Source organism: Streptomyces sp. NRRL WC-3742, from assembly GCF_000720635.1.
Classification (GTDB): domain Bacteria; phylum Actinomycetota; class Actinomycetes; order Streptomycetales; family Streptomycetaceae; genus Kitasatospora.
Genome location: NZ_JOCF01000039.1, coordinates 20,988 through 36,184, shown reverse-complemented (window position 1 = coordinate 36,184; position 15,197 = coordinate 20,988). Strand labels below are relative to the sequence as shown.

Below are 15,197 nucleotides of genomic sequence, written 5' to 3'. Positions count from 1 at the left end.
CGCCCGTCGAGGTGCCGAATCCAAGGGTGTCCTGACGCCCGAACAGTACATCCAGCGAAGGAGCGGAGCCTCCTCGGCTCCGTCGCGTCAGCATGGTGTCAGCGAAGGCCGCCATCACGTCAGCAACGTGTCAGCGCCCAGTCAGAGCCGCGATGGAACCTTCTAGCTGTCGACGTCACGACGTACCGCCGACGGCCGGGAGCTTCGCAATGCCTGTCATATCTGCGCCGCACGAATTCGACGTCAGCGATCTGTTCGTCGATCTGCATCCGATCTTCGCAAGACACCTCTACCTGAAGGTGGAGGGGTTCAACTTCGCCGGATCGATCAAGCTGAAGGCCGCCCGCGAGATCGTGGCCCAGGCTGAAGCCGCCGGGGTCCTGGGCCCCGGCTCGACCCTGGTCGAGTCCTCCTCGGGGAACATGGGCGTCGCGCTCAGCATGCTGGCCGCCAACCGCGGTTACCGCTTCGTCTGCGTGACGGACTCCCGCTGCAACGCGGCCACCCGCCGCACCATGCAGGCGTTCGGCGCCGAGGTCCACACCATCACCGAGCCGCACCCCGTCGACGGCTTCCTCGGTGCCCGCATCCGCTACGTGCAGGAGATGTGCGCCGCCGACGAGAAGGTCGTCTGGCTCAACCAGTACGAGGCGCCGGGGAACTGGATGGCCCACTACAGCACCACCGGGCCCGCCATCGCCTCCAAGTTCCCCGAGCTCGACGTCCTGGTGATCGGCGCCGGCACCACCGGCACCCTCATGGGCTGCGCCCGCTACTTCCAGGAGCACCGCCCCGGCGTCAAGGTCGTCGCCGTCGACTCCGTCGGCTCCGTCACCTTCGGCGGCGTCCCCGGCCCGCGGCACATCCCCGGGCTCGGCACCAGCATCCGCCCCGGTCTCCTGGACGAGTCCTACGTCGACACCGTCGTCCACATCCAGGAGCAGGACACGGTGCGGATCTGCCGCCAACTGGCCGCCAACGGCTACCACTTCGGCGGATCGACCGGTACGGCCGTCGCCGGTGCCCTGGCCTGGATGCAGGAGAACTGCGCCGACCGCAGCACCACGGCCGTCACCATCGCCCCCGACCTGGGCGAGCGCTATCTCGACACCCTGTACGACGACAACTGGGTCCGCGACACCTTCGGCGACACGGCGCTGGCCGTCGGCGAGGAGCGGAACGAAGGGCGATCAGCTCGATGACCGTGTCCCCTGGCATCCACCTGCCGCTCACCGGCGCCCAGTCCGAGGTCTGGTACGACGAGCAGTTCGCGACCGGGCCGCTCGGCTACGCCCAGGGCGACTACATCGACCTGCACGGCCCGCTCGACCCCGCCCTGCTGGAGCGCGCCCTGCGCCGGATGGCGATGGAGGCCGAGGGCCTGCGGGTGCGCTTCAGCGAGCACGACGGGGTGCCCCGCCAGGTCGTCGCCCCGGTGGAGGACGACCTGCTCACGCGGGTCGACCTCTCCGCCGAGGCCGACCCGGTGGCCGCCTCCGAGGCGTGGATGCTCCGTGACCTGGACCTGCCGATGAAGGCCGCCGAGCCGCCGCTGACGCGCAACGCGCTGCTGCGCCTCGGCCCCGAGCACCACCGGCTCTACCTGTGCGGACACCACATCCTGTGCGACGGCTACAGCCGTAGCCTGGTTCACCCGCGCCTCGCGGCGATCTACAGCCACCTCGTGGACGGCGGCGACGAGGCGGGCCTCGCCTCCTCGGCGCTGCCGCCGTTCCGGCTGCTCCTGGACGCGGAGGCCGCCTACCGCGAGTCGCCCCGCCTCGCGAAGGACCGCGCCTACTGGACCGACCGCCTCACCGCGGGATCGCCCGAGCCGTCCTCCCTCTCCACCCGCGAGCCCGCCCCCGGCCTGATCGCGCTGCGCCGCACCGAGTCGCTGGACACCGCCGCCGCGGACCAGCTGCGCACCGCCGCCGTCGCCGCCAAGGTCACCCCCGCCGTCCTGGTCTCCGCCGCGCTGGCCGCCTACGTGCAGCGGATGACGGGCCTGGAGGAGCCGCTGCTCACCCTGCCCGTCACCGGCCGGGTCGGCGCCGCCGCCCGCGGCATCCCCGGGATGGTCGCCAACTACCTCCCGCTGGCCGTACCGCTGCGCCACGGCGCCACCCGCGACGAGCTGCTCCGCGCCACCTGGAAGGAGATGACCAACGCGCTGCGCCACCAGCGCTACCGCGGCGAGCAGATCCGCCGCGACCTCGGCTTCCGCTCGGACGACCGCCGCCCGTTCGGACCCTTCGTCAACGTCCTGGACCAGGACCCGGTCCTGGACTTCGGCCCGTGCCGCGGCCAGGTGGTCAACCTGTCCACCGGCATCGTCAACGACCTGATCCTGACCGTCCTCAACCTGGGCGACGGCTCCCTCGAGCTGCACCTGGACGGCAACAGCGAGCTCTACGACGGCGACGAACTGGCCGCGCACGCCGCCCGGTTCCGCGCCTTCCTCGCCGCCTTCGCGAGCTGCCCCGGGTCGACCGTCGTCGACCGCGTCGACGTGGTCCTGGACGGGGAGCCGAGCGGCATGCTCATCGCCCCCGACCTCCAGGCGGCGCAGTCGGCCCAGGCGCAGGGCAACGACGCGCGGGGCGACGAGGCGCGCAGTGACCGTGCACCGAGCGACACGAGCGACACGATCGGCCTGATCAGGGCCGCTGCCGCCCGTACCCCCGACGAGATCGCCGTGGTCGACGGCACCCGCCGGCTGACCCACGCCGAACTGCAGCGCCGCATCGAGGGCGTGGCCGAGCGGCTGCGCGAGGCGGGCTGCGGCCCGGACACCGTGGTCGCCCTGATGACCCGCCCCGGCGCCGGCTACGTCGCCGCGATCCTGGCAAGCCAGGAGGTGGGCGCCGCCTGGCTGCCGCTGGAGGTCGCCGCGCCCGCCGCCCGTACGGCCTCGCTGCTGAGCGACGCCGGGGTCCGCGCGCTGCTCGTCGGCCAGGGCTTCGAGGAGCAGGGCCGGGAGGCCGCCGAGCTGGCCGGGGACGTCCTCGTCCTTCCGCTCGAACTGGAGTCGGACGACCGGGCGGCGGAGGGCCCGGCCGTTCCCCTGCCCGTCGGATCGGGCCAGGACCTCGCCTACGTGATGTTCACCTCGGGCTCCACCGGCCGCCCCAAGGGCGCCATGGTGCACCGGGCCGGCATGCTGAACCACCTGTGGGCCAAGGTCGACGACCTGACCCTGCAGCCGGGCGAGGGCGTCGTCGCCAACGCCCCGCTCACCTTCGACGTGCACGTCTGGCAGCTGCTGTCCCCGCTGCTGGTCGGCGGTCGCACCGTCATCGCCAGCCCGGAGACGGCCTCCGACCCGGACGCCCTCTTCGCCCTGGCCGTCGACGAGGGCGTCGCCGTGCTGGAGGTCGTGCCCTCCCTGCTGCGCGCCGCCCTCGACCTGTGGGACGCCCGCGGGGACTCCCCCCGCCTTCCGGGCCTGCGTCAGCTGATGGTCACCGGCGAGGCCCTGCCCGCCGACCTGGTCGCCCGCTGGTACTCCCGCTTCCCGTCGATCGGCATGGTCAACGCCTACGGGCCGACCGAGTGCTCCGACGACGTGACGCACGCCTTCGTCACCGCCGAGGACGCCGCCGCCGGCCGCATCCCGATCGGGCGCGCCGTGCGCGGCACCCGGCTGTACGTCCTCGGGGACGGGCTGCGCCCGATGCCCGTCGGCGTGCCCGGGGAGCTGTGGGTCGGCGGTGTCGGCGTGGGCCGCGGTTACGTGGGCGACCCGGTCCGGACGGCCTCCGTGTTCCCGGCCGACCCGTTCGCGGGCGGCGGCACCCGGATGTACCGCACCGGCGACCGCGTGGTCCTGCGCCGGGACGGGCAGCTGGAGTTCGTCGAACGGCGCGACTTCCAGGTGAAGGTCCGCGGCCGCCGCGTCGAGCTCGGCGAGATCGAGGCCGCCGTCCGCGCGGTGCCCGGCGTCCTGGACGCCGTGGTCGTCGCGCACGGCTCCGGGCTGGCCGGCTACGTGGCCGCCGCCCCGGGCGAGGTCGACGCGGACCTGTTGCGCGACCGGGTCGGCGCCGTGCTGCCGGGCTGGATGGTGCCGGGCTGGTGGGTCGTCCTGGACGCGCTGCCCCTGACCGCGAACGGCAAGGTCGACCGCAAGGCGCTGCCCAAGCCCGGTGCGGCCGCCCCGGCCGCGAGCGCACCCGCCGGACCGGTCACCGCGGCCCGCGTGCCGCAGACCGACGCGCAGCAGACCGACGCGGAGCAGACGCTGGGCGCGGTGTTCGCCGAGGTCCTGGGCCTGCCCGGGGTCGGCGCGGACGACGACTTCTTCGCCCTCGGCGGCGACAGCATCCGCGCCATCGAGGTGGTCGGCGCGGCCCGCCGCGCGGGCCTGGTGCTCAGCACCCGCGACGTGTTCACGGGCCGTACGGCCCGCGTCCTCGCCCAGGTCGCCCGCCCCGCCGACGGGCAGTCCGTCCGGCAGAGCGGGCAGATCGAGCCGGTGGGCGTGCTCGACACGACCCCCATCGCCGCCCGCCTCCAGGAGGACACCGGCTCGACGACCGGCCCCGCCGCCGGCTTCAGCCAGCACATCGCCGTCCGGGTCCCCGCCGGACTGGACGCCGCACGGCTCACCACCGCGCTGCACGCCCTGATCGACCACCACGACGCCCTCCGGACGCGGCTCACCGAGCCCTCCCCCGGCCTGTGGCAGATGGAGGTGCTCCCGCGCGGCGCCGTCCCGGCCGACGAGGGCCTGGTCCTCGCCCTGTCGGACGAGCGTCCCGCCGGGGACCGGTCGGCGCTGCTCCAGCTGATCGACCGGCAGGCCGCGGCCGCCCGCAACCGGCTCGACCCGGCGGCGGCCCGGATGATCCGCGCCGTCCTGATCCCCGGCCCCTCCGCGGAGCCGGGCGAGCAGATCCTGCTGCTGGTCGCGCACCACCTGGTGATGGACGGGGTGTCCTGGCGCATCCTGCTGACCGACCTGGCCGCCGCCTGCGACGCCCTCGCCCAGGGCCGCCGACCCGAGCCGCAGCCCGTCGGCACCTCCTTCCGCGCCTGGTCCAAGCTGCTCACCGAGCAGGCCCGCACCGAGGTGCGCGGCGCCGAACTGGCCCTGTGGGAGCGCGTCCTGACCGGCGCCGACCCGCTGCTCGGCCCCCGCCGGCTGGACCCGGCGCGCGACGTGAAGGCCACCGCCGACACCCTGCGCGTCGAGCTCCCGCCCGAGGTCACCCGGCTGCTGCTGACCAGCGTCCCCGCGGCCCTGCGGGCCGAGATCAACGACGTGCTGCTGACCGCCCTCGCGGTCGCCGTCGCCGAGTGGCGCCTCCAGCGCTGCGGCGACGGGTCGAGCGCCACGCTGATCGAGCTGGAGGGCCACGGCCGCGAGGAGCTCGCGGACGGCCAGGACCTCTCCCGCACCGTCGGCTGGTTCACCAGCATCCACCCGGTGCGGCTCGACCCGGGCCCGCGCCCCGAGGAGGCGCTCGGCCGGGCGGTCAAGCTGATCAAGGAGCAGGTCCGGGAGGTGCCCGAGCACGGCATCGGCCACGGCCTGCTGCGCCACCTCAACCCGCAGGCCGCACGGCTGCTCTCCGCGTACCCGCGGCCGCAGCTCGGCTTCAACTACATGGGCCGGTTCGACGCCCGGGAGGACGTGCTCTGGTCGCCGGTCACCGGTGACGGCATCGTCGGCACCGGCATGCAGCCGGCCATGCCGCTGGAGCACGTCCTCGCACTCACCCCGGCTACCGAGGACCGGGCGGACGGCCCGCACCTGGTCGCCAACTGGACCTTCGCCAACGGCATCCTCGACCGGGAGTCCGTCGCGGAGCTGGCCGACGCCTGGTTCCGCGCGCTGCGCGCCCTGACCGAGTACGCCCTCTCCCCGGAGGCGGGCGGCGCCACCCCGTCCGACTTCCCGCTGGTCGCTCTCGACCAGGAGGAGGTCGAGACGTACGAGGCCGCGCTGACCTCGGCGAACCCCGCGCTCACCGCGGGCCAGGCGCTCTCGGACGTGCTGCCGCTCACCCCGCTCCAGCGGGGGATGGTGTTCCACCACGAGGCCGATCCGGACGCGGTCGACGTCTACACCCTGCAGATCGCCGCCGACCTGGAGGGCGAGGTGAACCCCGCCGCGCTGCGGGCCGCAGGCCGGACCCTGCTCCGGCGCCACCCGGCGCTGCGGGCCGTCTTCCTGCACCGCGCCTCGGGCGATCCCGTCCAGCTGATCCCCTCGGACGCCGAACTCCCGTGGCACGAGGTCGACCTGACGCACCTTCCGAAGTCCGGGCGGGCGGCCGAGGCCGCGCGCCTGACCGAGGAGGAGCGCACCCGCCGGTTCGACCTGGCGGCGTCGCCGCTGCTGCGCTTCACCCTGATCAGGACCGGGCCGGAGCAGTTCCGCTTCCTGTGGACCTGCCACCACCTGCTGGTCGACGGCTGGTCGATGCCGATCCTGGTCGAGGAACTGCTCGGCCTGCTCGCCGAGTACTCCGAAGACGGCGAGAAGGACGGGAAGAGCGAGGCTTCCGAGGTCAGGACCGTGCCCGAGCCGGCCGGGCCCGCCCCGCACCGCTCGTACTACGCCTGGCTCGCCTCCCGCGACCGCGAGGCCGCCCGCAACGCCTGGAAGGCGGCGCTCGCCGATCTCCCCGGCCCGACGCTGGTCGCCCCGGCGGCCGTCGCCGAGGCCGTCTCCCTCCCGGAGTCCCTGCACCTCGACCTCGACGAGGAACTCACCGCCCGCCTCCACGCCGCCTCCCGCGGCGCGGGCCTCACCGTCAACACCGTGGTGCAGGGCTGCTGGGCGCTGCTGCTCAGCGAGCTGACCGGCTCCCCGGACGTGGTGTTCGGCGCGATCACGGCCGGCCGGCCCGCGGAGGTGCCCGGGATCGAGTCGATGGTGGGCATGTTCCTCACCACCGTGCCGGTGCGCGTGCGGCTCCACCCGGACGCCACCCTCGGCGCCCTGCTGCGCACCCTCCAGGACGAGCGCGCCGAACTCCTGCCGCACGAGCACCTCGGTGTGGCGGAGATCCACCGCGCCGCCGGGCTGGTGGGCGAGGCGTTCGACACGGTGCTGTTGTTCGAGAACTTCCCGATCGGGTCCGGAGCGTCCACGGACACGGAGAAGGTCCGCGTGGTGCACGCCGAGGCGCGCGACGCCCGGCACCACCCGCTGAGCATGGCCGTCCTGCCGGAGGGCGAGCGGCTGCAGCTGCGGCTGGACTACCTGCCCGCCGCCTTCGACCGCGACCAGGTGGCCGCGTTCACCGAGCGCTTCACCGCGCTGCTGCACCTCGCCGCCACCGCCCCCGACACCACGCTGGCCCGCCTGGGCACGCCGCTGGAGCCCGCACCCGGCGCGGCACTCCCGGCCCCGGCGGCCGTCCCCGGCACCCCGCGCGGAGCCGACACCGCGCCACGCGCGGCCCGGACCCCCGGCGAGGAGGCGCTGTGCGCCGTCTTCGCGGAGGTCCTGGGCGTGGAACAGGTGGGTGCGAACGACGACTTCTTCGCCCTCGGCGGGGACAGCATCCGGGCGATCCAGGTGGTCAGCCGGGCGCACCTCGAGGGCCTGGTGTTCGCCGTGAAGGACGTCTTCGCCGGCCGGACCGTCGCGGCCCTGGCCGAGCTCGCCGAGGCGCACCGGCCCGACGGCACCGACCGGCCCGAGGAGCCCGCCGCCGCGGACGAGCCCCTGCTGGCCCTGGACGACGACGAACTCGCGTTTATGGAGATCGACTTGAACGAGGACATACTGTGACCGGGAAGCCGAGGATCGTCGAAGCACTGCCGCTCTCCCCGCTCCAGCAGGGACTCCACTACCTCGCGGCCGAGGGCAGCGGCCCCGACCCGTACATCCTCCAGCTGTCGGTGCGGGTCGAGGGCGACCTGCCCGTCGACCGCCTGCGCGAGGCGGCGGCGGCCCTGCTGGCCCGCCAGCCGCACCTGCGCAGCTGCTTCCGGCCGCGCCGCAACGGCGAGATCGTGCAGGTGGTCCTGGACCAGGACTCCGTCCAGGTGCCCTGGCGCGAGCTGGACCTGACGGATCTTCCGTACCGCAAGCGCCAGATCGCGGCCGACCGCATCGCCGACGAGGACCGGCAGGCCAGGTTCGACCCGGCCCGCCCGCCGCTGATGCGCTTCACCGCGATCTGCATGGGCCGGCGCCGCTACCGGCTGCTCTGGTCGGTGCACCACCTGCTGCTCGACGGCTGGTCGATGCCGCTCGCCGCGCAGGAGCTGCTCACCCTGGCGGGCCTCGCCGGGCCCGAGCCGCTGCCCGAGCCCGTCCCGTACAAGACCTACCTGCGCTGGCTGGCCGGGCAGGACCAGGACGCCGCCCGCGCCGCCTGGGCCAAGAACCTGGCCGGGCTGGACGGGCCGCTGCGCCTGGCGCCGCGCTCCGTCGAGCACACCGGCGGAGAGCTGCCCGAGGTCGGCTCGGCCTCCCTCTCCCCCGAGCTGACCCGGGCCCTCTCCTCCTGGTGCGCGGCCGAGGGCGTCACCCTCAACTCGGCCGTACAGGCGGCCTGGGCGGTGACGATCGGCTACCTGTCCGGCCGTCAGGACGTGGTCTTCGGCACGGTCACCTCCGGCCGGCCCGCCGAACTGCCGGGCGTCGAGACGATGATCGGCCTGTTCGCCAACACGGTGCCCGTCCGCGCCGAGCTGCGCCCCGACCGCACCGTCGCCGACCTGATCCGGGCCATGGCCGAGCAGCAGGTGGACCTGCTGCCGCACACCCACCTGCCGCTCGCCGAGGTCCAGGCCGCGGCCGGTCTGCGCGGCGAGCTGTTCGACACCGCGATCGCGTTCCAGAGCTACCCGATGGCCGAGGCCATGCCCTCCGACGGCAGCCTCATCCTGGACGAGATCCAGGTGCGGACCGCCACCCACTTCGCGCTGGGCCTGACCGTGACGCCGGGCGAGGGGCTGGACTTCGCCCTCGCCCACGCGCCCAGCGCCTTCGAGGAGGAGGGCGACGGCGCCCGGACGGCCGCCCGGGCGCTGGAGCTGTTCACCGACACCCTGGAGCGCACGGCCGCGGACCCCGACACCCTGCTGGCCAGGTTCGGCGGGAACGGCGAGGTCCCCGAGGGCCTCGGCGCCGGCCCGGACCTGCGCGACGACTTCACCCGCGGCGCCACCCTGCACGAGCTGTTCCGGTGGCACGCCGGGCAGAACCCGCAGGCGCCCGCCCTGATCGTCCCGGACGAGGGCCGCCCGGAGGACCCGGCCGCGGCGCTGACCCTGGGCTACGGGCAGCTCGACGCCGCCTCGGACGCCCTGGCCCGGCGGCTGGAGGGCTCCGGCGCGGGCCCCGGCGCCTTCGTGGCCCTGGCCCTGCCGCGCGGCGCCGACATGATCGTCGCGCTGCTCGCCGTCCTCAAGACCGGCGCCGCGTACCTGCCCGTCGACCTGGCCTATCCGCCCGAGCGGATCGCCTTCATGCTCGAGGACGCGGCCCCCGCCCTCGTCGTCACCACCTCCGGGACGGTGCTGCCGGAGGGCTGCGCCGCCCGGCGGGTCGACCTCGACCTGCCCGGCGCCGAGGGCGACGAGGGCAACGAGCAGGCCCCGCAGCCGGCACGCACCCGCGTCGCCGAGCCGGGCAGCCCCGCCTACGTCGTCTACACCTCCGGCTCGACCGGCCGCCCCAAGGGCGTCGTCGTCCCGCACGAGGGCGCCGTCAACCTGGCCGTCCACCACGCCGCCCGGCTGCACGCGGGCCCGGGCGCCCGGGCCCTGCAGTTCGCCTCGTTCAGCTTCGACGCCACCGTGTGGGAGCTGTGCGCCTCGCTCTACACCGGCGGCGCCATGGTGCTGGCCACGGCGGAGAGCCGGATGTCGGGCGAGGCCCTGGCCCGGCTGTTCGCCGCGCACCGGATCAACCACGCGGTGCTGCCGCCAACCGTCCTGGCCGGCCTGCCCCAGGACGCCGAACTCCCCGCCGACCTGCGGCTGTTCACCGCCGGTGAGGCCCTTCCGGCCGCCCTGGCCGAGCGCTGGTCGGGCCGCGTCGAGCTGTGCAACGCCTACGGCCCGAGCGAGACCTCCGTCTGCGCCAGCGTCAGCGAGCCGCTGCGCGGCGCCGGCAAGCCGCCGATCGGCACCGCCGTCTCGGCCTTCCGGCTCTTCGTCCTCGACTCCGCCCTTCGCCCGGTGCCCACCGGCGTGGCCGGCGAGCTGTACGTGGCCGGCCCCGGGCTGGCCCTCGGCTACCACGCCCGCCCGGGCCTGACCGCCGACCGGTTCCCCGCCTGCCCGTTCGGCCCTCCCGGCGCCCGGATGTACCGCACCGGCGACGTGGTGCGCCGGCTGGAGGACGGCGCGCTGGACTACGTCGGCCGCGCCGACCAGCAGGTCAAGCTGCGCGGCTTCCGCATCGAGCTCGGCGAGATCGAGACCGTCCTCGGCGCCCACCCGTCCGTCGCCCAGGCGGCCGTGACCGTCCGCGAGGACCGGCCCGGCGACCGCCGACTGGTCGGCTACGTGGTGCCGCGCGGCGGCGCCGTCCTGGACCTGGAGGAGCTGCGGGAGCACGCCGCCGCGACCCTGCCGGTCCACATGGTGCCCGCCGCCCTGGTCGAGCTCCCCACGCTGCCCGTCACCCCGAACGGCAAGGTGGACGCCAAGGCGCTGCCCGCCCCCGAGCACACCGGCGCCGGACGGCTGCCGGAGACCTACGAGGAGCGCGAGCTGTGCGCGATCCTCGGCGAGGTGCTCGGCCTCGAACGGGTCGGCGCCGACGACGACTTCTTCGCCCTCGGCGGGCACTCGCTGCTCGCCGCCCGGGTCGCCAACCTGGTCCGGGCGCGGCTCGGCACCCCGGTGTCGGTGCGGGACGTCTTCGAGGCCCCCAGCGCCGCCGCCCTGGCCTCGCTGCTGACCCGCTCCGGCGACGGAGACGGCACCGGCACCGGCCGCGAGGAGCTCCCGCAGCTGCCCGAGCTGGTCGCGCAGGAGCGGCCGGCCTCGGTCCCGCTCTCCCACGCCCAGGAACGGCTCTGGTTCCTGGAGCGGCTCGGCGTGCCCGAGGGGCTGTACTCCATCCCCTTCGGCGTGCGGATGCGCGGGACCCTGGACGTCGGGGCACTGCACGCGGCGCTGCGCGACCTGGTCACCCGCCACGAGTCCCTGCGCACGGTCTTCGCGGCCGTCGAGGGCGGCGACGGCACCGGCGCCGAGCAGCGCGTGCTCGCCCCGGAGGCCGTCGAGCTGCCGCTGCCGCTGGTGGACTGCACCGAGGAGGAGCTGCCGCAGGCGCTCGCCGCCGAGGCCGTCCGCGGCTTCGACCTCTCCGCCCGGCCGCCGCTGCGCGCCAAGCTGTTCGCCCTGGCGCCCGACGACCACGTGTTCACGCTGGTGCTGCACCACATCGCGGCCGACGGCTGGTCCCTGGGCCCGCTGTCGAACGACCTGGCCGAGGCGTACCGCTCCCGGCTCGCCGGCCGGGCCCCCGCCTTCGAGCCCCTGCCGGTCCAGTACGCCGACTTCACGCTCTGGCAGCGCAGGCTGCTCGGCTCGGAGCAGGACCCGAAGAGCGAGGTGTCCCGCCAACTCGCCTTCTGGAGCGAGGCGCTGGAGGGCCTGCCGGTCGAGACCGCGCTGCCCTTCGACCGGCCCCGCCAGGCCGTCGCCACCCACCGCGGCGGCACGGTGCACCTGCCCGTCCCCGCCGAACTGGTCCGCTCGCTGCGGTCGTTCGCCCGCGACGCCGGGACCAGCGTCTTCATGGTGGCGCAGGCCGCGCTCGCGGCCCTGCTCACCCGCTACGGCGCCGGCACCGACATCCCCGTCGGCAGCCCGGTGGCGGGGCGCGGAGACGCCCGGCTGCACGGCCTGATCGGCATGTTCGTCAACACCCTGGTGCTGCGCACCGACACCTCCGGCGATCCGTCCTTCTCCGAACTCGTGGGCCGGGTCCGGGAGTTCGACCTGGCCGCCTACGGAAACCAGGACCTGCCGTTCGAGCGGCTGGTGGAGGCGCTCAAGCCGGAGCGCTCGCTCTCCCGCAACCCGCTGTTCCAGGTGATCCTGGACTGCCGGGACGCCGACCCCGTCCCCGACACCGGCACGGACCTGACCATGGAGCCGGTGCCCGCCGCGGGCACCACCGCGAAATGGGACCTGTTCGTCCAGCTGACCTCGGACCCGACGGCCGACCGGATCGACCTGGCCGTCGAGTACGCGAGCGACCTGTTCGAGGAGCGGACCGTACGGCGCCTGGCCTCCGCGCTGCTGCAGCTGCTGGCCTCGGCCATCGAGACGCCCTCCAGCCCGCTCTCCCGGCTGGAGGTCCTCACCCCCGGGACCAGGCGCGACCTGGGCACCCTCGGGGAGAGCCCGGTGGACACCGTCCGCACCACCGTCACCGCCCTGTTCGACGCCCACCTGGCCGCCGCGCCCGAGGCCGCCGCGGTGCAGTTCGCCACCGGCGGGGGCAGCCGTCTCGACGGCTCCCTGACCTACCGCGAGCTCGACGCCGCCGCCAACCGCACCGCCCACCACCTCGCCGCCCACGGCGTCGGCCGGGGCGACGTGGTGGCGCTGTGCCTGGAGCGCGGACGGGACGCCGTCGTCGCCATGCTGGCCACGGCCCGGCTCGGCGCCGCCTACCTGCCGCTCGACCCGGCCTACCCGGCCGCCCGGCTGCACCACATGGTCACCGACAGCGGCACCCGGCTCCTGCTCACCCAGCAGTCCCTGGCCGAGGCGGCGGCGGGCGCGGACCCGGACGGCACCTGCACCACCGTCCGCCTGGACGACCCGCAGGTCCGCGCGGAGATCGACACCCGCCCCGCGACCGCCCCCGCGGGCGAGCCCGACCCGGACGACCTGCTCTACGTCATCTACACCTCCGGGTCCACCGGCACCCCCAAGGGCGTCGGCGTCTCCCACCGGGCCACCGCCCGGCTGGTGCACGGCATGCCCGAGCTGGGCTTCGCCCGTACGGACACGTTCCTGTGGAACGCCTCGCCGGCCTTCGACGCCTCGGTCTTCGAGGTGTGGACCGCCCTCGCGCACGGCGCCCGGCTGGCGGTCAACCCGCCCGGCCCCGCCGACCCCGAGCGGCTCGGCGCGCTGCTGCGGGACACCGGCGTCACCGTCTCCCTGATCACCCCGCGGCTGGTCAACGTCATCACCGACCTCGACCCGACCTGCCTCGCCCCGCTGCGGCTGCTGCTCACCGGCGGCGAGGCCGTCTCGGCGGAGCACGTGCGCAAGCTGCGCCGGGCGCTGCCGGGCACCGAGGTGGTGGACGCCTACGGTCCGACGGAGGCGGCCGTCATCGCCACCGTCCACCAGGTGCACTCGCTCGCACCGGAGGCGTCCTCCGTCCCCATCGGGCTGCCGATCGGCGACACCGCCGTGTACGTCCTGGACGAAGCCCTGCGGCCCGTCCCGTACGGCGCCGTCGGCGAGCTGTACGTCGCCGGCCACGGGCTCGCCCGCGGCTACCTCGGCCGCCCCGGGCTCACCGCCGGGAACTTCGTCGCGGACCCCTTCGGCCCGCCCGGCACCCGGATGTACCGCACCGGCGACCTGGTGCGCTGGGACGTCGACGGCCGCCTCCACTTCACGGGCCGCAGCGACCACCAGGTCAAGGTCCGTGGCTACCGCATCGAGATCGGCGAGATCGAGCGGGCCCTGGCCGCGCACCCCGCGGTCGCCCGCGCCGCCGTCACCGTCCGGGACGACGACTCCGGGGACCGGCTGCTCGTCGCCTACCTGGTGCCCGCGGACCCCGACGCCGCCCCCGAACCGGCGGACCTGCGACGGGACCTCGGCGCGACGCTGCCCGCCCACGCGGTGCCCGGCGCGTTCGTCCTCCTGCCGGAGCTGCCGCTGACGCCCAACGGCAAGCTGGACACGGCGGCCCTGCCCGCCCCGGCCACGCTGAGCGAGGCGCCCGCGCTGCCCCGCACCCCGGCCGAGCGCGTGCTCTGCGCGGCGGCCGCCGAGGTGCTCGGGCGCACGGCGGTCGGCCCCGAGGACGGCTTCTTCGCCCTCGGCGGCGACAGCCTCAAGGCCATCCGCCTGGTGAACGCCGCCGGGCAGGCCGGGCTGCGGCTCGACCTGGCCGCCGTCTTCCAGTACCGCACCCTGGCGGAACTGGCCCTGGCGGGAAGCACCGTCGATGCCGAGGGCCCGGTCGACATGCTCGCCCCGCTGCTGCCGATCCGCGCCGGCGGGACGCGCACGCCGCTGTTCTGCGTCCACGGCGGCCTGGGCTTCGGACTGCCCTTCGCCGAACTCGCCCGCCACCTCGACCCGGAGCAGCCGGTCCACGCCCTCCAGGCGCCGGGCCTGCGCGAGGACCAGGCCCCGCCGGCCGACCTGGCCGCGGTCGCCGAGGACTACGTCGCCCGCATCCGCACCGTCCAGCCCAGCGGCCCCTACCAGCTGCTCGGCTGGTCCTACGGCGGCATCGTGGCGCAGGCGATGGCCGTCCGGCTGCGCGCCGAGGGCGAGGAGGTCTCCTTCCTCGCCAACCTCGACTCCTATCCGGACTCCGCCCCCGAGACCCAGCCCACGGACGAGGAGTTCCTCGCGGACTTCCTCACCGAGGCGGGCATCGGCGCCGACGCCCTGCCCCACCCGACCGTCCCGGCCGTGGCGACCCTGCTCGCCACCACCGGCGGACCGCTCGCGGCCTTCGACGAGCCCGCCCTGGTCCGGCTGCTCACGGTCATGCGCGCCAACGTCGACCTGTTCCGCGGCCACACCCCGGAGCCCTTCGACGGCGTGATGACCCTGGTCGTCGCCACCGGGTCCCTGGACGGCGAGGACCTCGAGGTCCGCACCAAGACCTGGGAGCGGTTCGTGACCGGCGCCGTCGACGTCCACCCGGTGCACTGCGCCCACCCGGACATGCTGAGCCCCGGCCCCGCCGCCGAGATCGGCCGGGTCGTCGAACACCGGCTGGCCGCGCTGGCCGCGCTGAACGCCCCCGAAGCCACCACCCGTACGACCTCCGACAGCCTGGGAGACGCGTCATGAGCAACCCCTTCGACAACGCCGAGGGCCGCTTCCTCGTTCTGGTCAACGAGGAGGGCCAGCACTCGCTGTGGCCGGCCTTCGCCGACCGGCCCGACGGCTGGACCGTCGCGCTCGACGAGACCGACCGCGCCACCGCCGTCGAGCACATCGAGCGGAACTGGACCGACATGCGCCCGCTGAGCCTGCGGAACCGGGGCTGACCG

The 15,197-nt window shown here is 75.1% G+C and carries 4 protein-coding genes; all 4 read left to right on the top strand.

Features of this window, described 5'->3' with window-relative positions; genetic code table 11:
* The first annotated feature begins 209 nt into the window (after positions 1-209).
* From sbnA to IH61_RS0121995, 4 genes are read left to right on the top strand one after another with little or no spacing between them, the layout of a single operon-like run.
* Entirely contained in the window at positions 210-1,202 is a 993-nt protein-coding gene (gene sbnA, locus IH61_RS0122010) for a 2,3-diaminopropionate biosynthesis protein SbnA (protein WP_051837662.1), read from the top strand.
* Positions 1,199-7,750 (top strand): non-ribosomal peptide synthetase, encoded by a 6,552-nt coding sequence (locus tag IH61_RS0122005; RefSeq protein WP_031072389.1) that lies wholly within the window; start codon positions 1,199-1,201, stop codon positions 7,748-7,750. The genes sbnA and IH61_RS0122005 overlap by 4 nt, the downstream gene beginning before the upstream one ends.
* Positions 7,747-14,994 carry an amino acid adenylation domain-containing protein gene (locus IH61_RS0122000; protein ID WP_199823361.1) on the top strand — a complete coding sequence of 2,416 codons (7,248 nt, stop codon included), beginning with the start codon at positions 7,747-7,749 and terminating at the stop codon, positions 14,992-14,994. Before IH61_RS0122005 ends, IH61_RS0122000 begins: the two co-directional genes overlap by 4 nt.
* Complete coding sequence (locus tag IH61_RS0121995; RefSeq protein WP_031072387.1) at positions 14,991-15,194, top strand: MbtH family protein; 204 nt, start codon at positions 14,991-14,993, stop codon at positions 15,192-15,194. The genes IH61_RS0122000 and IH61_RS0121995 overlap by 4 nt, the downstream gene beginning before the upstream one ends.
* Positions 15,195-15,197 lie beyond the last annotated feature (3 nt).